Below are 23,761 nucleotides of genomic sequence, written 5' to 3' on the forward strand. Positions count from 1 at the left end.
GCGCATGGACGGCAACGCATGGAGTGGCGACGATGGCATCTCTCTGGCTTGGTCTGATGCGCTTGCTGGCCGGCTTCCGCCGCGGTCTGCGCGATCCCGAATTTCGCGCGATCCTGTTTCTGCTGGCCATCGCCATGACCGGCGGCGCCGTATTCTTTCACGCCGTGGAAGGCTGGCCGTGGATCGACGCCGCCTATTTCAGCGCGATGGCGCTCACCACGGTTGGCGACGCCACGCTGTCGCCGACCACCGCCATCGCGAAAATCTTCACGATGCTGTTCTCGATCTGCGGCATCGGACTGATGCTGGCATTCCTGTCGCGGCTATCGACGTTCCGCGAGCATGAGGAAGGCCGGGAGTGATATCGTAGCCGTCACGCCTTCTTCAGAAATTCCGTGCGCAGCACCAGGCCTTTCACCTTGTCAGTGCGGCCTTCGATCTCGTCTTCATTATCGGTGAGATGGATGTTCTTGATCACGGTGCCGCGCTTGAGCACGGTGGAGGAGCCTTTCAGCTTGAGGTCCTTGATCAGCGTGACGGTATCGCCTTCAGCGAGCAGCGCGCCGTTCGAATCCCTGACCTTGATGTCCATGATGTCTTCCTTCTTTTCCCTTCTCCCCTTGTGGGAGAAGGTGGCGCGGACGAAGTCCGTGCCGGATGAGGGGTGAGACGGAGCTCTGCTGCCCCCTCACCCGTCTCGAACCCGCTACGCGGGATTCGATCCACCCTCTCCCACAAGGGGAGAGGGGAAGCAAGGCGGCGACACGACAATGCGCGGCACCGGTTTGCACCGATGCCGCGCATTTCTTTCAGCCGGATCAGAACTTGTAGGTGATGCCGGTGCCGACCAGCCACGGGTCGAGCTTGACCTGACCGGTGATCGCCGCGCCGCCGGCCAGCGTGCCTTCCCAGTCCGGGCGCATCCACATCTTCTTCACGTCGAGGTTCCAGCCCCAATGCTTGTCGATCATGTAATCGAAGCCGAACTGCAGCACCGGCGCCGCGGTGTCTTTCAGACGGCTGTTGATCACGCCCACGCCGCTGGCACTCTGGCTGAAGAACCAGGTGTAGTTCACGCCGGCGCCGATATAGGGCTTGAAGGCGCCGAACTGCGTGAAGTGATATTGGAAGGTCAGCGTCGGCGGCAGCAGCCAAGCCTTGCCGACATCGAGGCCGGCAATGGCGCCGTCGCCGGTGACGTGATGCTTGGTCACGCCGAGAATGAGTTCGGCTGCGAGGTTCGGCGTGAAGAAATACGAGATGTCGAGTTCAGGCACGACCTGATCGGAGGTCTTCAAGCTGGAGCCCGGCACCTGATGAACCGTACCCCCATTCTCCGGAATGACGCCGAGCACGCGCAGGCGGATCATCCAGGGATTCCACGCCTCGACCACCGGCGCCTTGGTATACGGCGTTGCGGCCGGAAGATCGGCAGCACCTGCCGTCGTCGCCATGCTGGTCATCGCCGTTGCTGCCATCAGCAACGACACGGTCGTCAGAATTCTCTTCATCGCGAAGCGCCCTGTCTTTCGATTCGTTCGGGGTGAACGATCTCACCCGATCAAATCCGAAAGACCCTCGCCGCGGCGCTCACACGTTGATCTCAATCAAAAGCAAATGACCGCACAGCGTCTCGCTGCGCGGTCGTTGCCTTTGGGAGACACAGTGTTGCGGAATATCAATCCGCGGATGTTACGGCCGGCTTGGATTGTTCAGCATATACTCGCCGAGATTGCGCTGCGCACGATCGGCGCGCTGGATCGAATTGCTGCGCTGAACGTCGCGGTCCTTGCGGCAGGCCGCATATTCCGGCGAGCCGACAGCAACCCCATTGGCGCGGCAGATCGCGTCATCGTCATCGCCAAGGCTCGACATGGGAATGTCGGTGCGGCGCGCGCAGGCGCTGAGCAGCATTGCTGTCAGCGTCAGCGCGATGAGAGAGGTCGAGGTCAGTCGCATGCATGGTTCCGTTACTTGATCTTCCCTGTCATTGCCGGGCTTGACCCGGCAATCCAGCTTTGCCGTTTGAAAGGAAGATGGATGCCCGGGTCAAGCCGGGCATGACGTGAGAGTGTTTAGCGCGAAATGCGGGATTTGTAAGGTCTGCTCAGACCCTGCCCTTCAGCGCCGCGCCGATTTCGTCCAGCGACTTCGGATCCTCGATGGTCGCGGGCATGGTCCAGCTGTCACCGTCCGCGATCTTCTTGATGGTGCCGCGCAGGATTTTGCCCGAACGCGTCTTCGGCAGGCGCGACACGGCGATGGCGAGCTTGAAGGCCGCGACCGGCCCAAGTTTCTCGCGCACCAGCGCGACGACTTCTTTCTCGATCTCCGCAGTGGGGCGCGCGACGCCGGCCTTCAGCACCAGGAAGCCGCATGGCACCTCGCCCTTGATCGTGTCCTTGATGCCCAGCACGGCGCATTCGGCGACGTCCGGATGCGAGGCCAGAATCTCTTCCATGCCGCCGGTGGAGAGGCGATGGCCGGCGACATTGATGATGTCGTCGGTGCGGCCCATCACATAGACATAGCCATCGTCATCCAGATAGCCGGCATCGGAGGTTTTGTAGTAGCCGGGAAACTCGTTGAAATAGGCTTCCTTGCAGCGCTCGTCCTGCTCCCACAATGTCGGCAGACAGGCCGGCGGCATCGGCAGCTTGATGACGATGGAGCCCATGGTGCCCGCGGGCAGCGGCTTCGATGCTTCGTCGACGACCTCGATCTTGTAGCCGGGCATCGGCACCGTCGGCGAACCATGCTTCACCGGCAGTTGTCCTAGGCCCACCGGGTTGCCGGCGATGCACCAGCCAGTCTCGGTCTGCCACCAGTGATCGATCACCGGCACCTTCAACTGCTTCTCGGCCCAGTCCACCGTCGGTGGATCGGCGCGCTCACCGGCGAGGAACAGCGTGCGAAATTGCGAGAGATCATACTTGGGAATGAAGCTACCGTCCGGATCGTCCTTGCGGATGGCGCGGAAGGCGGTCGGGGCCGTGAAGAAAGCAACGGCCTTGTGTTCGGAGATGACGCGCCAGAACGCGCCGGCATCCGGCGTGCCGACCGGCTTGCCTTCATACATGATCGAGGTCGCGCCATGGAACAGCGGCGCATAGACGATGTAGCTATGGCCGACCACCCAGCCGATGTCGGAGCCGCACCACCAGACTTCGCCCGGCTTCACGCCGTAGAGATTCCACATCGACCATGCCAGCGCGACGGCGTGACCGCCATTGTCGCGCACCACGCCCTTCGGTTTGCCGGTCGTGCCGGACGTATAGAGGATATAGAGCGGATCCGTCGCCAGCACCGGCACGCAATCCGCGGACTTCTTCGCCGCCATCGCCTTGCTGCGCAATTCGGCCCAGTCGTGATCGCGGCCCGCCACCAGATCGCAGCCATGCTGCGGCCGCTGCAGGACAATGCAGCCATCGGGCTTCGCGCTGGCGAGCGCGATCGCTTCATCCAGCAGCGGCTTGTACTGCACGATACGGCCGGGCTCGATGCCGCAGCTCGCGGACAGGATCAGCCTCGGCCTCGCATCGTCGATGCGTGTCGCGAGTTCCTTCGCCGCGAAGCCACCAAACACCACCGAATGCACCGCGCCGATGCGCGCGCAGGCGAGCATGGCGACCACAGCCTCAGGTACCATCGGCATATAGAGGATGACGCGATCGCCCTTGCCGACGCCAAGGTCCTGCAGGATGGCGCCGAGCACCTGCACCTCATGCAGCATCTCTGCATAGGTGAATTTCCGGACCTCACCCGTCAGCGGCGAGTCGTGGATCAGCGCAACCTGATCGGCGCGGCCACCGGCGACATGGCGATCCAGCGCGTTGTAGCAGGTGTTCAGCACGCCGCCGACAAACCAGCGGCCGTAGAGACCCACGGACGGATCGAACACCTTCTTCGCTGGTGCAATCCAGTCGATCGCCTTCGCCGCCTCGCCCCAGAAGCCTTCCGGATCGGATAGCGACTGCGCGTGGACGTCGTGATAGCGGCTGGATGCGTTGGTCGTCATGGCGTCTCTCCCGCCCCGGCTTTACCGCCGGGGTTCATTATCTCGTCATTGTCACGGGATGACAGGCTATTTCAAGGGTGCCTTTGGTTGTGGCTTGACCGACATCTCGACGCCAATCCGCTCGATCTCCTGCGCCAGCGCCTTGTAATTGGCACGCGCCACGTCGAGTTGCGGATCGAGCTTGATCGCGGCGCCAAAATCGCGGACTGCGCGCGGCCGATCGCCTTTCTTGCGCCAGAGTTCGCCGCGCGCATTGAACAGAACGGCCTGCGTCGGATCGAGTCGCAGCGCCGCATCGTAATCGGCGATGGCACGGTCGGTCTCCTCCTTGCGCATGTAGACGCCGGCGCGCGCAATCAACGCTTTCAGCCGGTCGGCCCGCTCGGTCTTTTCGTTGTCGATCAGCGTGCTGCAAACCGCGAGAATCTTCTCGTCATCACCTGACGCAACAGCCGCCACGCACAGTGCGGAATCGACGGGCGCAGTGGCTGCGGGCTCGTTGACCGCCGGCCATGCCCTGTCGGGAGCCACGCAACATAATACGAGCAGGACGCCGATAACGCGCGGCACGCTGCCCATATATGAATTGCGAAAAGTCATTGTCTATCGCGTGCTCGCATCGGCGGATGGATGCAATCCGATCGCCGGCTTGCGCGCCGCCACCCGATATTTCTCAAGCTGCTTGCGATGTCGCAAAGCGATATCCAGCGTTGAATCGATCTGAACGGCTGCGTCGAAATCGGCCAGCGCCCGCGCAGGGTCGCCCTTGTCGCGCCAGGCGACGCCGCGATTGTTGTAGGCCATCGCCAGCTCCGGCTGAAGCTGCAGCGCCGTCGTGTAGTCGGTGATAGCACGGTCATACGCGCCGCTGAGACTGAAGGAATTTCCGCGATTCACGAAGTAGCTCGCCTTCGGCTCCAGCCTGATCGCCGCGTCGAAATCCGCGATCGCGCGGCCATAGGCATTGTTGCGCGCATAGGACTGACCGCGCGCATCGTAATGTTCGGCGGTCGGTTCCAGGCGAATGATGTCGCTCTGGTCGTCGATCACCAGATCGAAGCGTTTGACCTTGGCATAGGCGGCGGCCCGCTCAACGAGGCTTTGCACCCGATTGGGATCGAGGCGGACTGCCTCGGTGTAATCGCGAACGGCCAATCGATTTTCGTGCATCGATGCGAAGGTCGCGGCGCGGCTCGCAAATAATTGGGCCTCGTTCGGCCGCAGCCTGATCGCGCGGTCGAAATCGTCGAGCGCACGGTCGAACTTCTTGCCGGCCGCAAGCGCCTTGCCGCGGGCTCCGAGCGCTGCAGCCGAGAGGGGATCGAGCTGAACCGCCAGATCGCCATCCGCAACGGCGAGGTCGACCTGTTCCAGCCTGAGTTGCAGCCCGGCGCGCACGATCAGGGCATGAACGCGGTCCGGCAGTGCCGCCGTCGAGCCGATCACCAGGCCGCAGATGCCGAGCATCTGCTCAGGCGGCAAGGTGTCGTCATTCGTGCAGGTGGCAGCGGCCTCAGCCGCGCCCTGCGCCCGGACGACCGCATGGGGCAGCGATGCTGCCGCGAGAGCGGCGCACAGAACCAACGTCCGAAACGAATGACCCATGAAAGCCCCAGCAAGCCAGCCGGACCACTCTACCTGATCAGCCCCCGCTCCCGATAGTAGCGCAACGCGCCGGGATGCAGCGGCACCGGGCTTTTGCTCACGGCGCTCGCCAGCCGGATCTCGTGGCCAGCGCGGTGGGCAATGGCGAGTTCGTCGAGGCCGCCGAACAGGCGCTTCGTCATCTGATAGACGAGTTCATCCGGCACGGCATTGCTCGTCACCAGATAGTTCATCACCGATGCCGTCGGCACGGATTTGTCCTGGCTGACATAGGTCCGGGCTGGAATCCGGTCCGGCTTGAACGGCACGCCGATCTTTCTGACCAACGCGGGCGGCACCGGCACGACGACGATATCCGTGGCTTCGCTGAGTTCCTTGATCGACGTGACACCGAGACCCGCAGACTGCAGCGTGGCATCGAGCTTCTTCTCGATCATCAGCTGGGTGGATTCGGCAAAGGAGACATACCTGATCTCGCCGAGATTCTCGTAGCGCAGCCCCGCAGCGCCCAGAATGGCGCGGGCGTTCAACTCGGTGCCCGATCTCCGCTCGCCAACCGAGAGGCTTCGGCCCTTGAGATCGCTCAGCGTCCTGATCCCGCTCTCTTTGGTGGCAACGATCTGGATGTAATTCGGATAGAGCGCGCCGATCACCCGCAATCGGTCCTGCTTGCCGTCAAAGCCCGCCGTGGCATTGCCGGCCCAGGCGTCTTTCAGCGCGTCGCCGAGCGCAAAAGCCACCTGCCCGGTGCCTTGCTGCAGCCGCGAGAGGTTCTCGACCGAACCGTCGGTTGTCTGCACCTGAACTTTCGCGCCGGGAATATCCGCATAGATCATCGCGATCGAGACGCCGAGCGGAAAATAGATCCCGGATGTATTGCCGGTCAGCAGCGTGATCGACGGCTCGGCGCGTGCCGCTGCGCTGCACATGACGACCACACCCGTCATGGCGGCTATCAGACGCTTCCTCCTACTCATTTTATTCCTGTCATTCAGGCCGCGAAGGTGAACCGCAGCCCTCATGCGGTCAACGGCGTCGCAATAGCGAACGCCGTTGCCGCGACGAAAGTTTCACCCGTAAGCCCTTGCGCCAGCCGGGTAAAACGGCATGAATGCGCCGCACTCAGAATAATAAGGCCGGCAAAGCCGGCTGCGGGAAATATCCCGGGGGATGAAACATGGCTGACCAGAAATCAAACACGAGCGATGACACCGTTGCCATCTCCGACGAGGCATTGGCAAAGGCTGAAGCCTTCATCGAAGCCGATGAAGGTGCAACAAATCGCCTGCTGGGCTGGGCCGGAACGATCTCCACCGGCATCGCCGTCGTCATGAGCCTGTTTCATCTCTATGCCGCCTACGCGATCGTGCCGACGCAGGAGCTGCGTTACGTCCATGTCGCCTTCACGCTGATCCTGAGCTTCCTGCTGTTCCCGGTCGCCGCGCGCTTCCGCAATCGCGTGCGCTGGTGGGACATCGTGCCGGGCATTGTCGCCATCGGCACCATTGCCTATGCGCTGTGGGGCGGCGACGATTTCACCGACCGCGCCACGCTGCCGGATCATATGGACGTCATCGTCGGCATCGTCTTCATCGTGCTGCTGCTGGAAGCGACGCGCCGTACCACGGGCTTGATCATGCCCGTCGTCTCCGTGTTCTTCATTGCCTATGCGATGCTCGGCCCGCATCTGCCGGCGCCATGGACCCATCGCGGCTATGACCTGCCGCGCCTCGTCGGCCATCTCTTCATCACGCTGGAGGGCATCTTCGGCGTCGCGGTCGACGTGTCAGCCACACTGATCATCCTGTTCACGATCTATGGCGCGTTCCTGTCGATGTCCGGCGCCGGAAAGTTCTTCATCGATTTCTCGCTGTCCTTGATGGGGAACAAGTCGAACGCCGCGGGCCGCACCGTGGTGTTGTCCTCGTTCCTGCTCGGCGGGCCTTCCGGCTCCGGCGTCGCCACCACGGTGATGATCGGCACCGTCGCCGCCCCGATGCTGGCCAAGGCCGGTTTCGAGAAGAACGCTGCCGGCGGCCTGCTGGCCGCAGGCGGTCTCGGCGCGATCCTGTCGCCGCCGGTGCTCGGCGCCGCCGCGTTCCTGATCGCCGAATTCCTCAAGATCAGCTATCTCGACGTGATCTGGATGGCGACCATCCCGACCTGTCTCTACTACCTGTCGCTGCTGATCATGGTCGAGATCGATGCCAAGCGGTTCGGCGCCCACAATGTCAATGTCAGGCCGGAGCTCAGCCTCGGCGTGATGATGAAGCGTTACGGGTTCCACTTCATCTCCCTGCTCGCCGTCGTCGTCTTCATGATCATCGGCTACTCGCCGTCACTGTCGGTGTTCTACGCGACCCTCGTCACCTTCGTGCTCAGTTTCCTGCGCAAGGACACTGCGCTGGTGCCGAAGAAGCTGGTGAAGGCGCTGGCCGATGGCTCGATCGGCGCGCTCAACGCGGCCACGACCTGCGCCTGCGCCGGCATCGTGGTCGGCGTCGTCACGCTCACCGGTCTCGGCCTGAAATTCTCGTCGATCGTGATTTCCTATGCGGGCGGCAGCCTGCTGCTGACGGCGATCTATACGGCGCTGATCGTCTGGATCATCGGCCTCGCAGTGCCGGTGACCGCGTCCTACATCATCTGCGCGGTGATCGCGGCACCTGCGCTGATCAAGCTCGGCGTGCCCGATTACGCTGCACACATGTTCATCTTCTATTACGCGGTGCTGTCGGAAGTCTCACCGCCGACCGCGCTGTCGCCCTTCGCGGCGGCGGCCATTACCGGCGGCGATCCCTACAAGACCACGCTGCAGTCGTGGAAATACACACTGCCGGCGTTCCTGGTGCCATTCGTCTTCGTCTGCGACCCACAGGGCGTCGGCCTGCTGCTGAACATTCCGAAGGGCGGCTCGTGGGTGGACATCGTCGAGATTACCTTCAAGACCACGCTGGGACTGCTGGCACTCGCCGCCGTCGCGCAGAACTGGGCACTGCGACAAAATACACCGATCGAGCGCGGCCTGCTTCTGCTATCGGGATTACTGCTGGTGTTCCCGAGCCTGATCGAGGCGATCATCGAGTCGATCATCGGTCGCGACATCAGCTACACATTCGTGCCCGGCCTCATCATCGGCCTCGGCGTGCTGCTCTGGCAGGCAAGGACGAGGACGCAACCGGCGCCGGCATGACCAACGACAGAAACGAATAACGTCAAGTTATCGCATGACAGCGGACGCCGCAGATAAGCGGCGCCGCCGACTTCAGGGAGTGACGCGATGAGATGGACAGCTTTCAGACACAGGGCGTTCAGCCTTGCACTGCTCGGCTTCGCCTGCGCGGCGACCGGCGCTTCTGCGGAAGACAAGACCATCGCCATTGCGACCGGCGGGACCGGCGGCATCTTCTATCCGCTCGGCGGCGGTCTCGCGAACCTGCTGTCGAAGAAACTGCCGCATACCCAGGCCACCGGCGAAGTCACCGGCGGCAGCGTCGACAACATCAAGCTGCTGGAAACCGGCCAGGCCGATCTCGGTTTCATGACTGGCGACGTTGCATCCGACGCCGTGAAGGGCGAGAACAAGTTCAAGAAACCCGTTCCACTGCGCACCATCGTCGCCGTCTATTCCAGCCCGGTCCATGTCGTGACCATCGCCGGCACCGGCATCGAGAAATTCGCCGATCTTAAAGGCAAGCGCATCTCGGGCGGCGCGCCGGGCAGCGCCACCGAGGCGCAGACCTTCCGCCTGCTCGAAGCCGCGGGCCTCGACAAGGACAAGGACGTCAAGCGCGAACGTCTGTCGGTCGCGGAATCCGCGTCCGCGCTCAAGGATCGCAAGATCGATGCCTTCTTCTGGGGCGGCGGTGTGCCGACGGCTGCGGTGGTCGATCTCGCGGCTACGCCGGGCGTCACCATCAAGCTGATCGATATCGACTACCTGTTAGAGCCGATCGTGAAGAAATACGGCCAGATCTTCGCGCCCAGCGTGATCAAGGCCGGCAGTTATCCGGGCCAGACCACCGACAGCCGCGGCTTCGCCGCCTGGAACCAGATCATGGCCACCGACAGGATGTCGGATGAGACGGCCTATGCGATCACGAAGACGATCTTCGAGAACAAGGCCGATCTCGTCGCCGTCCATAAGGAGGCCGAGAACATCAATCTCGCCACGCAGACACCAGCGCAGTCGCCGGCGCCCTATCACCCCGGCACGCTGAAATATCTCAAGGAAGTCGGCGCGGTGAAATAGTCACCGCGACATCAATCAAAACTGGAGGAGAGGACAACCATGTTTAAGCGTTTCAGAAAGACATCGATTGCCGTGGCGCTGGTCGCCACGGCCGGCCTTGCAGGCGCGGCCATCGCGCAGCAGAAGACCATGGCGATCGGCACTGGCGGCACCGGCGGCGTGTATTATCCGCTCGGCGGCGCCATCGCCAATGTGCTGTCGAAGGCGCTGCCGAACACCCAGGCCACCGCGGAAGTCACCGGCGGCTCGGTCGATAACCTCAAGCTGATCGCCTCGGGCCAGAGCGAGCTCGGCTTCAGCATGGCCGACGCCGCGCTCGACGCGCTGAACGGCCAGGACAAGTTCAAGAGCGGCAAGGTCCCGCTGCAGACCTTGCTGGTGGTCTATCCGAACCGCATGCATATCGTGACCATCGAGGGCGCCGGCATCGAGAAGATGTCGGATCTCAAGGGCAAGCGCGTCTCCACGGGCTCGCCGGGCGGTGCCACCGAAGTGATGGCGTTCCGCGTCATCGAGGCCGCCGGTCTCGACAAGGACAAGGACATGAAGCGCGAGCGTCTCGGCGTGGCTGAGTCCGTCAACGCCATCAAGGACCGCAAGATCGACGCCTTCTTCTGGGTCGGCGGCGTCCCCACCGCCGCCGTCACCGATCTCGCCGCCACACCCGGCATGAAAATCAAGTTCGTCGACCATGCCGACCTCGCCGCCAAGATGAACGAGAAATACGGCAAGCTGTATTCGCCCTCGACCATCAGCAAGAGCATCTATCCCGGCATGGACAAGGACAACGCCAATACCGAAGTCTGGAACATCATCGTCACCGGCAACAAGATGAGTGACGACGACGCCTACAACATCGTCAAGACGCTGGTGGAGAAGAAGGCCGACATCGTCGCCGTGCACAAGGAGGCCGAGAGCTTCTCGCTCGACAACCAGGTGCAGGAGCGCTCGCCGGTGCCGTTCCATCCTGGCGCGCTGAAATACTTCAAGGAAAAGGGTATCGGGAAATAAGACCGGCCATCACGCGACCAGACTTTGAGCCGCGGCACGCAAGTGTCGCGGCTTCTGTTTGAGGGAGTAACAACCCACTCTCCTGTCATCCCCGCGTAGGCGGGGATCCATACACGCCGGAAGCATGATGACACCGAGGTCGCCGTGGCTCTGCCGCCGCTTTAACTTCTACCTCGGTGGTTATGGGTCCCCGCCCCGCGTGCGCCTTCGGCGCACTAGGCGGGGACGACAACTGATGGGATAGCGGCCACGACGAATACCGCGGAACCGGCGTGCTATCGCGCCGTTGCCTGCCGGGCACTGCCGTGCCGTGAGGGCCGCGCGTGCACGACGACGCCAACAGGATCAAACATCCGCTCGACGCGCTGAACTTTTTTCTCGCCGATGTCCGAGACGGACTCGGGCCCTATCTCGCGATCTATCTGCTGACAGTCCAGAAATGGGACGAGGCCTCCATCGGCATCGTGATGTCGGTCGCCGCCCTCGCTGGCATCGTCGCGCAGACCCCTGCCGGCGCCCTGATTGACAAGACCACGGCCAAGCGCGCCGCCGTTGTTGTGGCCGCCGTCATCGTCACGCTCGGTTCGATCGTGCTGCCGCTCTATCCGAGCTTCCTGTTCGTCGCCACCACGCAGGCGCTCACCGGCGTCGCGGCCGCCGTCTTCGCGCCGGCACTGGCGGCGATCACACTCGGCATTGTCGGCCCCAAAGCCTTTGCCCGCCGGATCGGCCGCAACGAGGCGTTCAACCATGCCGGCAATGCGACGGCGGCGATGCTGGCCGGCATCTTCGCCTATGCCTTCGGGCCCATCGTCGTGTTTTGGCTGATGGCCGCGATGGCTGCGGCGAGCATCCTCGCGACGCTGGCGATCCCCGCCGATGCCATCGATCATCAGATGGCCCGCGGTCTTGGCGATCTCGACGACACGCACGATCACGATGCCGCCGACCGGCCTTCTGGCTTTCAGGTGCTGCTGACCTGCAAGCCGCTGTTGATATTTGCCGCCGCCACCGTGCTGTTTCACTTCTCCAATGCGGCGATGCTGCCGCTGGTCGGCCAGAAACTCGCACTGGTGAACAGCGAGCTCGGCACCACGCTGATGTCGGTCTGCATCGTCGCGGCGCAAGTGGTGATGGTGCCGGTCGCGATGCTGGTCGGCCGCAAGGCCGATGTCTGGGGCCGCAAGCCGATCTTCGCCTGCGCGCTTGCCGTGCTGGCGCTGCGCGGCGCGCTGTATCCGCTCTCCGATAATCCCTATTGGCTGGTCGGCGTGCAGACCCTCGACGGCATCGGCGCCGGAATCTTCGGTGCGATCTTCCCGCTGGTGGTCGCAGACCTCACTTATGGCACCGGCCACTTCAATATCAGCCAGGGCGCAATCGCCACCGCCGCGGGATTGGGCGGCGCGCTCAGCACGGCCATTGCCGGCATGATCGTTGTGAAGGCCGGCTACAGCGCGGCATTCCTGGCGCTGGCCGCTTTGGCGGGGATCGGCCTCATCCTGTTCATTGTCGCCATGCCGGAGACGCGACCTTCCGACGCACGTCATCAGCCGTTAGTACCAAATGCTTAAGGATGGTATTGCATTGCGGTAGCAACTCGCAATGCAGGATAGTACCATCCACCCAGTACGTTCCCATGCATGTTGTCCATGGAAACGCCTGATCGGGAGAAGCTGGAAAGACCTGCCGGTTGCGCAGATGAGTCGCAGAAGCGGACCGTCGGGTTCGTTGCCCCAGCCGTGCCGGTTCCCACTTGATCCCGGCCTCCCGTCAATGTCTTAAACACCCTCAATCAGATCGCGCGTCGCAGCCGCGCGGCCTGTCCGACATGCAAAAGGACTCTTCGAGATGTCATCATCGATCCGCTTCCCGTCCCGCCGCTCCGTGATCCTCGGCGGCGCGGCTGCCCTCGGCACCCTGCCGATCCTGTCGCGCCGCGCCAGCGCAGCCGAGTGGCCCACCAAGCCGGTGAAGTTCATCGTTCCGTTCGCGGCCGGCGGCACCACCGACATTCTGGCGCGCGTCGTCGCGCAGAAGATGTCTGAAGAGATGGGCCAGCAGTTCATCGTCGAGAACAAGGCCGGTGCCGGTGGCAACATCGCCGCTGACTTCGTCGCCAAGGCCGAAGGCGACGGCTACACCTTCCTGGTCGGCACGCCCGGCACCCACGCCATCAACAAGTTCGTGTTCAAGAACATGACCTATGATCCGGTCAAGGATCTGGCATCGGTCATCGTGATCGCCAAGGTGCCGAACCTGTTCTCGGTCACCAACTCGCTGCCGGCCAAGAGCGTCAAGGAATTCATCGAACTCGCCAAGGCCAAGCCGGACGAATATTTCTACGGCACGCCGGGCCTCGGTTCGACCGCGCATCTGTCGACCGAACTGTTCAAGTCGATGACCGGCGTGAAGCTGACCCATGTGCCCTACAAGGGCAGCGCCCCGGCACTGACCGACCTGATCGGCGGCCGCGTCCATGTGATGATCGACAACCTGCCGGCGGCGCAGCCTTTCGCGGAGAGCAACCAGATCCGCGCACTCGCCGTCTCCACCAGCAAGCGCTGGGAGCCGATGAAGGACATTCCGACCATCGCGGAAGCCGGCGTTCCCGGCTACGACGCCGCCTCCTGGTTCACCATCGCAGCCCCGGCGAAGACGCCGAAGGAGATCATCGCCAAGCTCAACGCCTCGACCGACAAGTTCATCAAGTCGGCCGACGGCACTGCCCGCCTGATCAAGCTCGGCGCCGATCCGACCGGCGGTTCGCCGGCCGACATGGATGCCTATGTGCAGTCCGAAATCGAGAAGTGGGGCAAGGTCGCCCAGTTCGCAGGCATCAAGCCGGAGTAAGGGCAGCGCAGGGTTGGCAGGGCGTTAGACGCGCCTGCCTGTCTTGCTCTCTATCTTGAGCTCAACACATCGAAGGGGCACGCGCTGAACCGCGTGCCCCTTTTGCCTTTTTGAGTGGTTGGCACTGCTTCACACTCTGCATTCCCCGGCAAACCAATTGGTTTGCCTGAGGACGTGCGTAAGCCCGGATGCGCTGGGTCCTCAATTGTCATTCCGGGCTCGCGCAAGGGCACGCCCCGGAATGACAATTGAGGGAACGCACCCAAACATTTATTCCTATATCCCGTTGACAACATCCCTATCAGGTTTATATTCCCCAACGTCCTGCCCCACCGAGAGGGGCGATCGCGATCGTCACGTTCGCGGGGTGGGATGCGGTGGACGCCGGAGATGCGGCGTCACGCGGTTTGGGGGTGACGTCTGTCTTCGGGCAGGACGGATCTGCGCCAGCACTGCCACTGGCAAGGAGACGGCCGACCTTGAGATGGAAAGAGCCCTGGACAGTGTGACGGACGACCAACTCGAAACGCGTTCGGCCTAGTCGCTTGAGGCTCCCTTCCCATCGCCTTGGGACTTTAATTCGCGATCGGAGCGTTCGTTGAGGCAAAGTGCAAGCAACCGAAAAAACACCGCAGGCGGAACGTCGGGCACTTGCTCGGCGCCTCCGAAAGTCCTGATGCACTCTAGATTGCGGAAGACCGCATTCGCATCAGGCCCAAGGGTGCAACGGGCACCCGGCGTTCCGCACGCCCTCTCACACAAGAGGGTGGGAATGCAAAACACGACGGCGCCCCCGCGCCGCAAACAATGGGGGCGATGACGCATGTCTGAAGAGCAGTGGCTGTTTGACAGTTGAATCAGCGATAGCGCATAGGCGTTTGTAGGACCCCTCCCCCTTGCGGGGAGGGTCGGCCGAACGAGGCGATGCGTAGCATCGACGAAGTGGAGGCCGGGGTGGGGGTGCCCCACGTGAGAGCGCCGCTTGTGGCACCCCCGCCCGACCGGCCAAGCGGCCGGCCACCCTCCCCGCAAGGGGGAGGGAAAAGGAAGACCGTCTACTCGAACTTCATATCGATGCAGCGCGACACGTCCGAGCCGAGGCCTGACGGAATCGTGACACAGCCACGGATTTTCTGCTGGGTGTTGTCGCTGACCCACATGGCAAAACCACCATTGCCGAAGAACGAATTGGTGTTCGGCGGCTCGGTCTCCGTGGCATCGAAGGAATAGCTGGAGTCGGTATCGAACACGCGCGGCTTCTTCACGCAGGCGCCGTCGCTCTGGACGTTGATGACTTCCTTGGCATCACGCGTCATCGATAGCGACACCGAGCAACGGAAATATTCCGAGGTCTTCGCATTGAACAGATAGGCATAAGAGCGGCAGGTCGCCGTACTCAGCTTGCCTGCGGCAAGCCCACGCCCGCAGGAGATGCGCTGGTTGTTGCTGAGCTTGAAATCATCTGCCGCAGCAAGACCGGGCGCCAATACCACCGCGCCAACAACCAAAAGACTTTTCACGATCGCTCGCATTGTCGAATCATCCCCATCGCCGCATTCATCGTGGACCGGCTTAGCCCGAAAGCGAAAGATAGTCGTCAGACCGCGCTTGCGAAATAACAAACTCTGTCGCGACCGCATGTCGTATTGACGGGCTGTCACCGTTCGTGATTTGTTCAAGACAACCGCGCAGCCGCGATGTACTTTCAAAAACACGTTTCGGAGAATTTGGGATGACCGCTCGAGCCTTTACGATGCTGTGCGCCGCCGCACTGATGACATCAGCCCCTGCCGGCCCTGCTCTGGCTCAGGCGCCGACGCCCTGGGTGCTCTCGCCCGACATGGGCTATGGCTACGACGCGTCAGGCAAGACCTTCGCGTACAAGATGGGCACCAACAATGCCAAATTCCTGCTGAAGGGCGCCAAGAAAGTGCCGAAGAACACGCTCTTCTTCATCGGCGAGAACGGCCAGCTCTATATGCGCAGCGGTCCGTTCCTCGAAGATGATGGGAAGTTCAAGTTCGGCCCGGGCTAGTCCCGGTTTCGGACAGGATCATGCGCAACCGGACGGGTGCCATGACGGAGACATGACATTGCTCCCTTCGCCATGAAGCCCTCTCCCACCACGGTGGCAGAGGTGATACAGAGCGCTTCATCTTTTTACGAAAGCTGAAAGCACTCATGGCCAAGTCGCTGCCCGTCTCCCCCCTCGCCCCGACCGCTGTTCCCGAACTACCCGCCATTGCAGGCGTGCGCCTCGCCACGGCCGCTGCCGGCATCCGCTATACCGGCCGCACCGATGTGCTGCTCGCGGTGATGGACAAGGGCACGACGGCAGCCGGCGTGTTCACCACGTCGAAGTGCCCGTCGGCTCCCGTGGAGTGGTGCCGCGCGGTGTTGAAAAACGGCAAGGCGCAGGCGCTGGTGGTCAACTCCGGCAATGCCAATGCCTTCACCGGCAAGACCGGCAAGGCATCGACCAAGCTGACCGGCGACATCGCGTCCAAGGCCGTCGGCTGCAAGCCGAACGAGATCTTCCTCGCCTCGACCGGCGTGATCGGCGAGCCGCTCGACGCCACCAAGTTCGACGGTGTTCTCGCCACGCTGGCCGATAGCGCGACGCCCGAGGGCTGGATGGACGCCGCCAAGGCGATCATGACCACCGACACCTTCCCGAAGGTCGCGACGGCCACCGTGAAACTCGGCAAGGCTAAAGTCACCATCAACGGCATCGCCAAGGGCTCGGGCATGATCGCACCGGACATGGCGACCATGCTGTCCTTCGTCTTCACCGACGCGCCGATCAGCGCGCCGGCCTTGCAGGCGCTGCTCAAGGCGGGCGTCGATGACACGTTCAATGCCGTGACGGTCGATGGCGACACTTCGACCTCCGACACCCTTATGATGTTCGCCACCGGTGCCGCGGCGGCCCAGGGCGCACCGAAGATCACCAAGGCCAGCGACGTCAGGCTAAAGCCATTCGTGAAGGCGCTGCAGACGCTGCTCGCCGACCTCGCCGAACAGGTCGCCCGTGACGGCGAAGGCGCCCGCAAGCTGATCGAGATCATCGTTGAAGGCGCAACCACCAAGGCCTCAGCCCGCAAGATCGCCATGTCGATCGCCAATTCGCCGCTGGTGAAGACTGCCGTTGCCGGTGAAGACGCCAATTGGGGACGCGTGGTGATGGCCGTCGGCAAGGCCGGCCAGCCGGCCAATCGCGACAAGCTGTCGATCTCGTTCAACGGCATCCGCGTCGCCAAGTCCGGCGCGCGCGACCCGTCCTATAACGAGGCCGAGGTCTCGAAGACGATGAAAGAGCAGAAAATCCAGATCAAGGTGGCGCTCGGCCTCGGCAAAGCGCGCGACCGCGTGCTGACCTGCGACCTCACCAAGGAATATATCGCGATCAACGGCGATTATCGGTCGTGAAGAGGATCGCCGCGGGCATCGGTCTGGCGGCGATCGTCTTTTCGACGGAGGCCTTGGCCAAGGACCTGCCGGTCGGGCGCATGCGACGCGCGACCGAGAGCAACAAGGAAGTGGGCATCGGCATTGGCGCACGCTGGAACAATGCCTGCAAGAGCGTCGGCATTCCGCAGGTTCAGCTCGACACCGCACCCGCTCATGGTTTCGTCTGCCTGCGCAGCGGCCTGGTCAAACCAAGCAATGTGTTGTTCGGTGGCGCCAAGCACTGCATGCCGATGGAAATCGAAGGCGTGGAGGTCGTCTATCGATCCCGCCCGGGGTTCGACGGCACGGATACGCTCGGCTATACGCTGAGATTTCCGCGCGGTACGAAGCCATTGATTGTCGATATCCGCATCAAGCCCGCTGCAGGCATTGCGCGCAAGGACAATGACCCGACGTTCACGCGCCAGCCTCCGGGCGAGATTCCAAGCTGCGCAGCGCTAGTCTCTTGAAGTGAGATATATCCGATGAAAATGGTTCTCGTCGTCGCTTGCGCATTGATCGACCCCGACGGCCGCGTGCTGATTGCACAGCGGCCGGAAGGCAAGGCGCTGGCTGGCCTGTGGGAGTTTCCCGGCGGCAAGCTGGAGCCCGGCGAACGGCCGGAAGCCGCGCTGATCCGCGAGCTCGATGAAGAACTCGGGATCACCGTGAAGGAAGCCTGCCTCGCGCCGCTGACCTTCGCCAGCCATGCCTATGAGGACTTCCACCTGTTGATGCCGCTTTATATCTGCCGGCGCTGGGAAGGCCTCGCGATCTCCAAGGAAGGCCAGAACCTCGCCTGGGTGCGGCCGAACAAGCTGCGCGACTATCCGATGCCGGCTGCGGATATCCCGCTGATCCCGCATCTGATCGATCTGCTCTAGGGCTTCAGCCCCCTCACAGCATCCGCGAGACTTGCTTTCGCCGAGCCCGGCTTCAGCGGCTTCTGCTGGCTCTCATGCGGCGCCCAGCCGGAGAGCCAGATGATGTCGAAAGTCGCGCGGATGCGGCCATCTGGATCGGCGAAACGCTCACCATAGATCTGCGCCATCCGCAGCAGTGTCGCGCGGCGCAGCGGTGCGCGACGGCGCTCGACCAGCACATTGGTGGCGCCCATCCTGCGCAGATCCTGCATCAGACCGAAGGCGCTGTCGTAGCGCACCACGACGCGATCGACATCGGTCACCGGCAGCGCAAATCCCGCGCGCTGCAGCAAGGCGCCGACATCGCGCAGATCGGCCATGGGTGCGACGCGTGGCGAGATGCCGCCGTCGCGTTCGGCTTCCGCCGCGGCGAAGCTCTGCCGCAGCTCGGTCAGCGTGTCGCCGCCAAGCATTGCGGCCAGCAGCAAGCCGTCAGGCTTCAGCGCGCGGCGGATCTGCGCCATCACGCCTGGCAGATCGTTAACGAAGTGCAGCCCGAGCCCGGAGATAACGAGATCGAGCGACGCCGGTGCGAGATTGAGACCATCGCTTTCGACATCGGGCACGTCGGCATGTGTGAGACGGCCGACACGCCCGGCCACACCATCGCGCAGACGGTTGCCCGGCGTCGCGACGTCAGCGGCATTGTCGAACTGGCGCAACACCGCCTGCAATCGCTCATCCATGTCGGCGATGACACGATCCAGCAGGAAATTCTCGGCGCCCAGCCGCGATGCGCGCGCCTGCCGCGCCCGCAGCAGAGCGCGATCGAACAAGATAGGTGCGGCATTCGGGGTCTGAGCCATGCGGCTTGGTACGCCGAAGACCAGGGATCTGGCAATCGCGCTTGAGATCGGCGCAGGAGGGCTCTAGCCTTCAACCTATGGACGTCGAGGCGACAGTGTCATGGTCCCTCCCCGCGCAATTGCGCGGCGCGCTGAAGCTTTGCCGGTCTGCATGGACGCAAACTGCCCGTCTTGCGCTCGACATCGCACTGCCGACGCTCTGCGTCGCCTGCCGGGAGCCCGTCGCCGGCGAAGGCGTCTGCGCGGCCTGCTGGGGCCAGCTCTCCTTCATCGCGCCACCGTTCTGCAGCCGGCTCGGCATTCCGTTTGTCTATGATCCCGGCCCGGGCATCCTGTCGATGCAGGCGATTGCCGATCCGCCGGCCTATCACCGCGCCCGCGCCGCCGTGCGCTATGACGATGTCGCCCGCACGCTGGTGCATCAGTTGAAATATCATGACCGGACAGACCTCGCGCCAATCATGGGTCGCTGGATGGCGCGTGCGGGGAAGGATTTGCTCGCGGATGCTGATCTTCTGGTGCCGGTGCCGCTGCATTGGCGGCGCGGCTTCAGCCGGCGCTTCAACCAGTCCGGCGCGCTGGCGCGGGCCATCGGCCGGCAGAGCGGCGTTGCGATATCCCGCGACGCCTTGCGGCGAATACGCCCGACCGAACACCAGATCGGCCTGTCGCGCAGCGAGCGCACCAGCAATGTCCAGGGCGCCTTCAAGGTCCCACCTGAACGCCGGGCTGAAATCCAGGGCCGCCGCGTCATTTTGGTCGACGACGTGCTGACCTCGGGTGCCACGACGGACGCCTGCGCACGGGCGCTGCTGCGCGCCAAGGCGGCCCAGGTCGATGTGCTGGTCTTCGCGCGGGTTGTGGAGGCCCACAAGGTCCCCATATAATCAGGCACTTCCCTGCAACTGGAGCACCCGATGGCCGCCGCTATTGAAATCTACACCCGCCCGGGCTGCGGCTATTGCAGCGCCGCGATCTCGCTGCTCCAGCGCAAGAAAGCTGCATTCACCCATTTCGACACTGCGACCGATCCGAAGCTGCGCCAGGAAATGTTCGACCGCACCTATCCCGGCGCCACCTTCCCGCAGATCTTCATCGATGGCACCCTGATCGGCGGCTGTGACGATCTCTATGCATTGGACCGCGAAGGCAAATTTGACGCCATGATCGCAGGCGAGAAGGCCACCTCATGAGCCAGACATCTCCGACGTCCGAGCCCCAGACCTTCACCGCCGCAATGGTGCAGATGCGCACCGGCCTGCTGCCGGAGCCGAGCCTCGAACAGGGCCGGCATCTGATCCGCGAAGCCGCGCTCGCCGGCGCCGACTATGTGCTCACGCCGGAAGTGAGCAACATGATGCAGCTCAACCGCACAGCGCTGTTCGAACATCTGCGCCCGGAGGAAGACGACCTCTCGCTGAAGGCTTATCGCGCGCTCGCCGCGGAGCTGAAGATCTACCTGCATATCGGATCGCTGGCCGTGCTGGCCAACCCCGAACGCGCCGCCAATCGCTCGTTCCTGATCGGACCGGACGGCAATGTCCTGGCGAGCTACGACAAGATCCACATGTTCGACATCGACCTGCCGAACGGCGAGAGCTATCGCGAATCCGCGAATTATCAACCGGGCGAGACCGCCGTCATCTCGGATCTCCCCTGGGGCCGCATCGGTCTGACCATCTGCTACGACGTCCGCTTCCCGGCGCTTTATCGCGCATTGGCCGAAAGCGGCGCCTCGTTCCTCACCGTGCCCTCGGCCTTCACCCAGAAGACCGGCGAAGCCCATTGGCACACGCTGCTGCGCGCCCGCGCCATCGAGACCGGCTGCTTCGTCTTTGCGGCAGCCCAGGGCGGCGTGCATGAGAACAAGCGTGCGACATATGGACACTCGCTGATTATCGACCCGTGGGGCGTGGTTCTGGCCGAAGCGACGGGCATCGAGCCGGGCTTCATTCTGGCCAAGATCGATCCTGCGAAGGTGACGGAAGCGCGCAAGACCGTACCGTCCCTGCAGCACGGCCGCCGTTTCAGCGTCAGCGATCCCAAATCGGGCCCAGACTATCTGCACCTTGTCCGGCAAGCGACATGATCCGTTACGACCTGCGCTGCGAGAAGGGCCATGCTTTCGAAAGCTGGTTCCAGAGTTCCGGCGCCTATGACTCCCAGGTGAAGCGCAAGCTGGTGAATTGCCCGAATTGCGGATCGGTGAAGGTCGAAAAGGCCATTATGGCCCCGCGTATCGTGGGCAAGAGCAAGAATCGCCCGGCACCCGCCCCTGACGCCGGTTCCGAGACCACAGCCCCGCTGATGATGGCGCCGCAGGAGGCCGAACTGCGCGCCAAGCTGAAAGAACTGCGCGATCACGTTACCAAAAACGCAGACAATGTCGGTGAAAGCTTCCCGACCGAAGCCCGCAAGATGCATTATGGCGACATCGAACATCGTCCGATCTACGGCGAAGCGACGCCGGATGAAGCACGGTCGCTGATCGATGAAGGTATCGAGGTGACTCCGCTGCCTGTCCTGCCCAGCGATCGGAACTGAGCGCAACCTCCGCTCACCAGCATTCTTGTGCGCGTTTCGACTCATCCAAACTGCGCCGTCGGTACATGATTCCGAAAGCTTCCCACATACGGCAACTTTGTGGCGTTCGAGTCACAGGCGTGCACAATCGCTTTGTTAGCCCTTGAGACATGGCAAAACTCGCCTAACTTATAAGCAAGTGCCTGAATATGAGTCGCGCACTGCACTCAGATCGCATTGCGCGATTTCGGACCTGGATGTGTCCTGAAGGCTATAGTGCTGATGTTGAGTCGCGATCGGAAAGACGCGTTCCGTTACCACCTTAGGAGCATCGCGACCAACAGGACGGCCGACCAGCAAGGAGAGAGGGATCATGTACAACGATTCTCTGTTCAATGCGTTCGCTAGAAGTTACGAAGCCCGAAGTGAGACGGACATGTCGATGTCCGAGTATCTGGAATCCTGCAGAGGGGACCCGATGCGATATGCGAACGCGGCGGAACGCCTACTGGCGGCGATCGGCGAGCCTCAAATGATAGACACGGCCAAGGATCCACGCCTTGGCCGTATTTTTTTGAATCGTACCATCCGTAGCTATCCAGCCTTTGCCGGCTTTCACGGCATGGAAGATACGATCGAGCGCATCGTCGCCTTCTTCCGCCATGCGGCGCAGGGCCTCGAAGAGCGCAAGCAGATTCTCTATCTGCTCGGCCCGGTCGGCGGCGGCAAATCATCGCTTGCCGAGCGCCTCAAGGCCTTGATGGAAGTCCATCCCATCTATGTGCTGAAAGCTGGCGACGAACTCTCTCCCGTTTATGAAAGCCCGCTCAGCCTGTTCGATCCCGACACGCTCGGCCCGATGATCGAAGAGAAATATGGCATTCCGCGCCGGCGGCTTACGGGTCTCATGAGTCCGTGGTGCTACAAGCGGCTCGAAGCTTTCGGCGGCGACATCTCGCAATTCCGTGTCGCCCGCATCCAGCCGTCGCGATTGCGCCAGATCGCCATCGCCAAGACCGAACCCGGTGACGAGAACAACCAGGACATCTCCTCGCTGGTCGGCAAGGTGGATATCCGCAAGCTCGAAATCTTCGCCCAAAACGATCCCGACGCTTACAGCTATTCCGGTGGCCTCAACCGCGCCAATCAGGGCGTGCTTGAATTCGTCGAAATGTTCAAGGCGCCAATCAAGATGCTGCATCCGCTTCTGACGGCGACGCAGGAAGGCAACTATATCGGCACCGAAAACATCGGCGCCATCCCGTTCACTGGCGTGATTCTCGCCCACTCCAACGAGTCCGAGTGGCAGAGTTTCAAGGCCAACAAGAATAATGAAGCCTTCATCGATCGTATCTGCGTCATCAAGGTGCCGTACTGCCTGCGCGTCACCGAAGAACAGAAGATCTATGAGAAGCTCATTCAGGGTTCCGAACTCGCCACCGCACCTTGCGCACCGGCGACGCTGGAAACCCTGGCGCGCTTCTCCGTGATGTCGCGGCTGCGCAAGCACGAGAACTCGACCACCTTCGCCAAGATGCGGGTCTATGACGGCGAGAGCCTGAAAGAGTCGGATCCAAAGGCCCGCAGCGTTCAGGAATACAAGGACGCCGCCGGTGTTGATGAAGGCATGGACGGTGCCTCGACGCGCTTCGCGTTCAAAGTTCTGGCCGCGACCTACAATCACGACACGTCGGAGATTGGGGCGGATCCCGTGCACCTGATGTATACGCTGGAGCAAGCGATCCGCAGGGAGCAGATGCCTGATGAAGTCGAAAAACGCTATCTCGAATTCATCAAGGCCGAGCTGGTGCCGCGTTATGCGGAGTTCATCGGTCACGAAATCCAGAAAGCCTATCTGGAATCCTATTCGGACTACGGCCAGAACCTGTTCGATCGCTACGTCGACTATGCCGATGCCTGGATCGAGGATCAGGACTTCAAGGATCCTGACACCGGACAATTGCTCGATCGCGAATTGCTCAATCAGGAACTGAGCAAGATCGAAAAACCAGCCGGAATCGCCAACCCCAAGGACTTCCGCAACGAAGTCGTGAAGTTCTCGCTTCGCTCGCGAGCACAGAACGGTGGAAAGAATCCGACCTGGACGAGTTATGAGAAGATCAGGGAAGTCATCGAAAAGCGCATCTTCTCTCAAGTTGAAGATCTGCTTCCGGTGATCTCCTTCGGATCGAAGAAGGACGGCGAGACCGAGAAAAAGCATGACGACTTCGTCGCGCGGATGATCGTTCGCGGTTACACCGAGCGCCAGGTTCGCCGTCTCGTCGAATGGTATATGCGCGTGAAACAGGCCGGCTGACGC

24 protein-coding genes are annotated in these 23,761 nt (G+C 62.5%); 15 read left to right on the forward strand and 9 right to left on the reverse strand.

From position 1 onward, the window contains the following. Positions 1 to 32: 32 nt before the first annotated feature. The gene (locus tag BLW80_RS07190; RefSeq protein WP_093757451.1) at positions 33 to 362 is read left to right on the forward strand and encodes a potassium channel family protein; all 330 of its coding nucleotides are present in this window, start codon (positions 33 to 35) and stop codon (positions 360 to 362) included. An 11-nt stretch (positions 363 to 373) separates the two neighbouring features. Here BLW80_RS07190 and BLW80_RS07195 read toward each other — a convergent pair whose 3' ends face one another. From BLW80_RS07195 to BLW80_RS07225, 7 genes are all read right to left on the reverse strand, one after another. Continuing rightward, entirely contained in the window at positions 374 to 592 is a 219-nt protein-coding gene (locus BLW80_RS07195; protein WP_011665834.1) for an alkylphosphonate utilization protein, read from the reverse strand. A 226-nt stretch (positions 593 to 818) separates the two neighbouring features. Further along, entirely contained in the window at positions 819 to 1,511 is a 693-nt protein-coding gene (locus tag BLW80_RS07200) for an OmpW/AlkL family protein (RefSeq protein WP_093757452.1), read from the reverse strand. Between the two features lie 181 nt (positions 1,512 to 1,692). Next, on the reverse strand, positions 1,693 to 1,959 hold the full coding sequence (locus tag BLW80_RS07205) for a hypothetical protein (protein WP_093757453.1): 267 nt from the start codon (positions 1,957 to 1,959) through the stop codon (positions 1,693 to 1,695). A gap of 148 nt (positions 1,960 to 2,107) precedes the next feature. After that, entirely contained in the window at positions 2,108 to 4,018 is a 1,911-nt protein-coding gene (locus BLW80_RS07210; protein ID WP_093757454.1) for a propionyl-CoA synthetase, read from the reverse strand. A 66-nt stretch (positions 4,019 to 4,084) separates the two neighbouring features. Further along, positions 4,085 to 4,618 (reverse strand): tetratricopeptide repeat protein, encoded by a 534-nt coding sequence (locus tag BLW80_RS07215; protein ID WP_244528031.1) that lies wholly within the window; start codon positions 4,616 to 4,618, stop codon positions 4,085 to 4,087. A 3-nt stretch (positions 4,619 to 4,621) separates the two neighbouring features. Then, positions 4,622 to 5,623, reverse strand: a complete 1,002-nt coding sequence (locus BLW80_RS07220) for a tetratricopeptide repeat protein (protein ID WP_093757456.1) — start codon at positions 5,621 to 5,623, stop codon at positions 4,622 to 4,624. A gap of 29 nt (positions 5,624 to 5,652) precedes the next feature. Further along, positions 5,653 to 6,600 (reverse strand): TAXI family TRAP transporter solute-binding subunit, encoded by a 948-nt coding sequence (locus BLW80_RS07225; RefSeq protein WP_093757457.1) that lies wholly within the window; start codon positions 6,598 to 6,600, stop codon positions 5,653 to 5,655. A 200-nt stretch (positions 6,601 to 6,800) separates the two neighbouring features. Here BLW80_RS07225 and BLW80_RS07230 point away from each other — a divergent pair, with 200 nt between their 5' ends. From BLW80_RS07230 to BLW80_RS07250, 5 genes are all read left to right on the forward strand, one after another. After that, entirely contained in the window at positions 6,801 to 8,816 is a 2,016-nt protein-coding gene (locus BLW80_RS07230; protein ID WP_093757458.1) for a TRAP transporter permease, read from the forward strand. An 87-nt stretch (positions 8,817 to 8,903) separates the two neighbouring features. Further along, entirely contained in the window at positions 8,904 to 9,875 is a 972-nt protein-coding gene (locus tag BLW80_RS07235) for a TAXI family TRAP transporter solute-binding subunit (RefSeq protein ID WP_093757459.1), read from the forward strand. A 39-nt stretch (positions 9,876 to 9,914) separates the two neighbouring features. Then, the gene (locus BLW80_RS07240; protein WP_068729346.1) at positions 9,915 to 10,886 is read left to right on the forward strand and encodes a TAXI family TRAP transporter solute-binding subunit; all 972 of its coding nucleotides are present in this window, start codon (positions 9,915 to 9,917) and stop codon (positions 10,884 to 10,886) included. 323 nt (positions 10,887 to 11,209) lie between these two features. Then, positions 11,210 to 12,460, forward strand: coding sequence for an MFS transporter (locus tag BLW80_RS07245; protein ID WP_093757460.1), 1,251 nt, complete (start codon positions 11,210 to 11,212; stop codon positions 12,458 to 12,460). Between the two features lie 277 nt (positions 12,461 to 12,737). Further along, positions 12,738 to 13,739 (forward strand): Bug family tripartite tricarboxylate transporter substrate binding protein, encoded by a 1,002-nt coding sequence (locus tag BLW80_RS07250; RefSeq protein ID WP_093757461.1) that lies wholly within the window; start codon positions 12,738 to 12,740, stop codon positions 13,737 to 13,739. A gap of 1,055 nt (positions 13,740 to 14,794) precedes the next feature. On the opposite strand, the gene BLW80_RS07255 is transcribed toward BLW80_RS07250, so the two are convergent. Further along, positions 14,795 to 15,271, reverse strand: coding sequence for a hypothetical protein (locus BLW80_RS07255; protein WP_089267692.1), 477 nt, complete (start codon positions 15,269 to 15,271; stop codon positions 14,795 to 14,797). Between the two features lie 200 nt (positions 15,272 to 15,471). Between BLW80_RS07255 and BLW80_RS07260 the strand changes: the two genes are divergently transcribed. From BLW80_RS07260 to BLW80_RS07275, 4 genes are all read left to right on the forward strand, one after another. Further along, entirely contained in the window at positions 15,472 to 15,774 is a 303-nt protein-coding gene (locus BLW80_RS07260; RefSeq protein ID WP_170849603.1) for a hypothetical protein, read from the forward strand. A gap of 146 nt (positions 15,775 to 15,920) precedes the next feature. Further along, a complete protein-coding gene (gene argJ / locus BLW80_RS07265; RefSeq protein WP_093757463.1) occupies positions 15,921 to 17,168 on the forward strand; it encodes a bifunctional glutamate N-acetyltransferase/amino-acid acetyltransferase ArgJ in 1,248 nt (415 codons plus the stop codon). Continuing rightward, entirely contained in the window at positions 17,165 to 17,659 is a 495-nt protein-coding gene (locus BLW80_RS07270; RefSeq protein ID WP_089267695.1) for a hypothetical protein, read from the forward strand. The genes argJ and BLW80_RS07270 overlap by 4 nt, the downstream gene beginning before the upstream one ends. A gap of 15 nt (positions 17,660 to 17,674) precedes the next feature. Continuing rightward, positions 17,675 to 18,073 carry a (deoxy)nucleoside triphosphate pyrophosphohydrolase gene (locus BLW80_RS07275; protein WP_244528033.1) on the forward strand — a complete coding sequence of 133 codons (399 nt, stop codon included), beginning with the start codon at positions 17,675 to 17,677 and terminating at the stop codon, positions 18,071 to 18,073. Here BLW80_RS07275 and BLW80_RS07280 read toward each other — a convergent pair. After that, the gene (locus BLW80_RS07280; protein WP_093757465.1) at positions 18,070 to 18,918 is read right to left on the reverse strand and encodes a methyltransferase domain-containing protein; all 849 of its coding nucleotides are present in this window, start codon (positions 18,916 to 18,918) and stop codon (positions 18,070 to 18,072) included. The two genes, BLW80_RS07275 and BLW80_RS07280, sit on opposite strands and share 4 nt — an antisense overlap. A 77-nt stretch (positions 18,919 to 18,995) precedes the next feature. Here BLW80_RS07280 and BLW80_RS07285 point away from each other — a divergent pair, with 77 nt between their 5' ends. The 5 genes from BLW80_RS07285 to BLW80_RS07305 all read left to right on the forward strand — a co-directional run bounded on the left by BLW80_RS07285 (position 18,996) and on the right by BLW80_RS07305 (position 23,758). Continuing rightward, on the forward strand, positions 18,996 to 19,805 hold the full coding sequence (locus BLW80_RS07285) for a ComF family protein (protein WP_093757466.1): 810 nt from the start codon (positions 18,996 to 18,998) through the stop codon (positions 19,803 to 19,805). A gap of 30 nt (positions 19,806 to 19,835) precedes the next feature. Beyond that, a complete protein-coding gene (gene grxC / locus BLW80_RS07290) occupies positions 19,836 to 20,111 on the forward strand; it encodes a glutaredoxin 3 (protein WP_068729362.1) in 276 nt (91 codons plus the stop codon). Further along, the gene (locus BLW80_RS07295) at positions 20,108 to 21,007 is read left to right on the forward strand and encodes a carbon-nitrogen hydrolase family protein (protein ID WP_093757467.1); all 900 of its coding nucleotides are present in this window, start codon (positions 20,108 to 20,110) and stop codon (positions 21,005 to 21,007) included. Before grxC ends, BLW80_RS07295 begins: the two co-directional genes overlap by 4 nt. Then, positions 21,004 to 21,462, forward strand: a complete 459-nt coding sequence (locus tag BLW80_RS07300; RefSeq protein WP_089267700.1) for a DUF1178 family protein — start codon at positions 21,004 to 21,006, stop codon at positions 21,460 to 21,462. Before BLW80_RS07295 ends, BLW80_RS07300 begins: the two co-directional genes overlap by 4 nt. 352 nt (positions 21,463 to 21,814) lie before the next feature. Continuing rightward, positions 21,815 to 23,758, forward strand: a complete 1,944-nt coding sequence (locus tag BLW80_RS07305) for a PrkA family serine protein kinase (RefSeq protein ID WP_089267701.1) — start codon at positions 21,815 to 21,817, stop codon at positions 23,756 to 23,758. Positions 23,759 to 23,761 lie beyond the last annotated feature (3 nt).

Origin of the sequence: Tardiphaga sp. OK245 (assembly GCF_900108575.1) — a bacterium.
In the GTDB taxonomy this organism is placed as follows: domain Bacteria; phylum Pseudomonadota; class Alphaproteobacteria; order Rhizobiales; family Xanthobacteraceae; genus Tardiphaga; species Tardiphaga robiniae.

What these genes read in the sequence shown, in the direction of transcription:
- BLW80_RS07205 (WP_093757453.1), bottom strand. Translation starts at nt 1,959, where the DNA reads ATGCGACTGACCTCGACCTCTCTCATCGCGCTGACGCTGACAGCAATG.
- BLW80_RS07260 (WP_170849603.1), top strand. Translation starts at nt 15,472, where the DNA reads ATGACCGCTCGAGCCTTTACGATGCTGTGCGCCGCCGCACTGATGACA.
- BLW80_RS07195 (WP_011665834.1), bottom strand. Translation starts at nt 592, where the DNA reads ATGGACATCAAGGTCAGGGATTCGAACGGCGCGCTGCTCGCTGAAGGC.
- BLW80_RS07280 (WP_093757465.1), bottom strand. Translation starts at nt 18,918, where the DNA reads ATGGCTCAGACCCCGAATGCCGCACCTATCTTGTTCGATCGCGCTCTG.
- BLW80_RS07200 (WP_093757452.1), bottom strand. Translation starts at nt 1,511, where the DNA reads ATGAAGAGAATTCTGACGACCGTGTCGTTGCTGATGGCAGCAACGGCG.
- BLW80_RS07285 (WP_093757466.1), top strand. Translation starts at nt 18,996, where the DNA reads ATGGACGTCGAGGCGACAGTGTCATGGTCCCTCCCCGCGCAATTGCGC.
- BLW80_RS07255 (WP_089267692.1), bottom strand. Translation starts at nt 15,271, where the DNA reads ATGCGAGCGATCGTGAAAAGTCTTTTGGTTGTTGGCGCGGTGGTATTG.
- BLW80_RS07210 (WP_093757454.1), bottom strand. Translation starts at nt 4,018, where the DNA reads ATGACGACCAACGCATCCAGCCGCTATCACGACGTCCACGCGCAGTCG.
- BLW80_RS07295 (WP_093757467.1), top strand. Translation starts at nt 20,108, where the DNA reads ATGAGCCAGACATCTCCGACGTCCGAGCCCCAGACCTTCACCGCCGCA.
- BLW80_RS07230 (WP_093757458.1), top strand. Translation starts at nt 6,801, where the DNA reads ATGGCTGACCAGAAATCAAACACGAGCGATGACACCGTTGCCATCTCC.
- BLW80_RS07190 (WP_093757451.1), top strand. Translation starts at nt 33, where the DNA reads ATGGCATCTCTCTGGCTTGGTCTGATGCGCTTGCTGGCCGGCTTCCGC.
- BLW80_RS07250 (WP_093757461.1), top strand. Translation starts at nt 12,738, where the DNA reads ATGTCATCATCGATCCGCTTCCCGTCCCGCCGCTCCGTGATCCTCGGC.
- BLW80_RS07235 (WP_093757459.1), top strand. Translation starts at nt 8,904, where the DNA reads ATGAGATGGACAGCTTTCAGACACAGGGCGTTCAGCCTTGCACTGCTC.
- BLW80_RS07305 (WP_089267701.1), top strand. Translation starts at nt 21,815, where the DNA reads ATGTACAACGATTCTCTGTTCAATGCGTTCGCTAGAAGTTACGAAGCC.
- BLW80_RS07220 (WP_093757456.1), bottom strand. Translation starts at nt 5,623, where the DNA reads ATGGGTCATTCGTTTCGGACGTTGGTTCTGTGCGCCGCTCTCGCGGCA.
- BLW80_RS07275 (WP_244528033.1), top strand. Translation starts at nt 17,675, where the DNA reads ATGAAAATGGTTCTCGTCGTCGCTTGCGCATTGATCGACCCCGACGGC.
- grxC (WP_068729362.1), top strand. Translation starts at nt 19,836, where the DNA reads ATGGCCGCCGCTATTGAAATCTACACCCGCCCGGGCTGCGGCTATTGC.
- argJ (WP_093757463.1), top strand. Translation starts at nt 15,921, where the DNA reads ATGGCCAAGTCGCTGCCCGTCTCCCCCCTCGCCCCGACCGCTGTTCCC.
- BLW80_RS07240 (WP_068729346.1), top strand. Translation starts at nt 9,915, where the DNA reads ATGTTTAAGCGTTTCAGAAAGACATCGATTGCCGTGGCGCTGGTCGCC.
- BLW80_RS07215 (WP_244528031.1), bottom strand. Translation starts at nt 4,618, where the DNA reads ATGACTTTTCGCAATTCATATATGGGCAGCGTGCCGCGCGTTATCGGC.
- BLW80_RS07225 (WP_093757457.1), bottom strand. Translation starts at nt 6,600, where the DNA reads ATGAGTAGGAGGAAGCGTCTGATAGCCGCCATGACGGGTGTGGTCGTC.
- BLW80_RS07300 (WP_089267700.1), top strand. Translation starts at nt 21,004, where the DNA reads ATGATCCGTTACGACCTGCGCTGCGAGAAGGGCCATGCTTTCGAAAGC.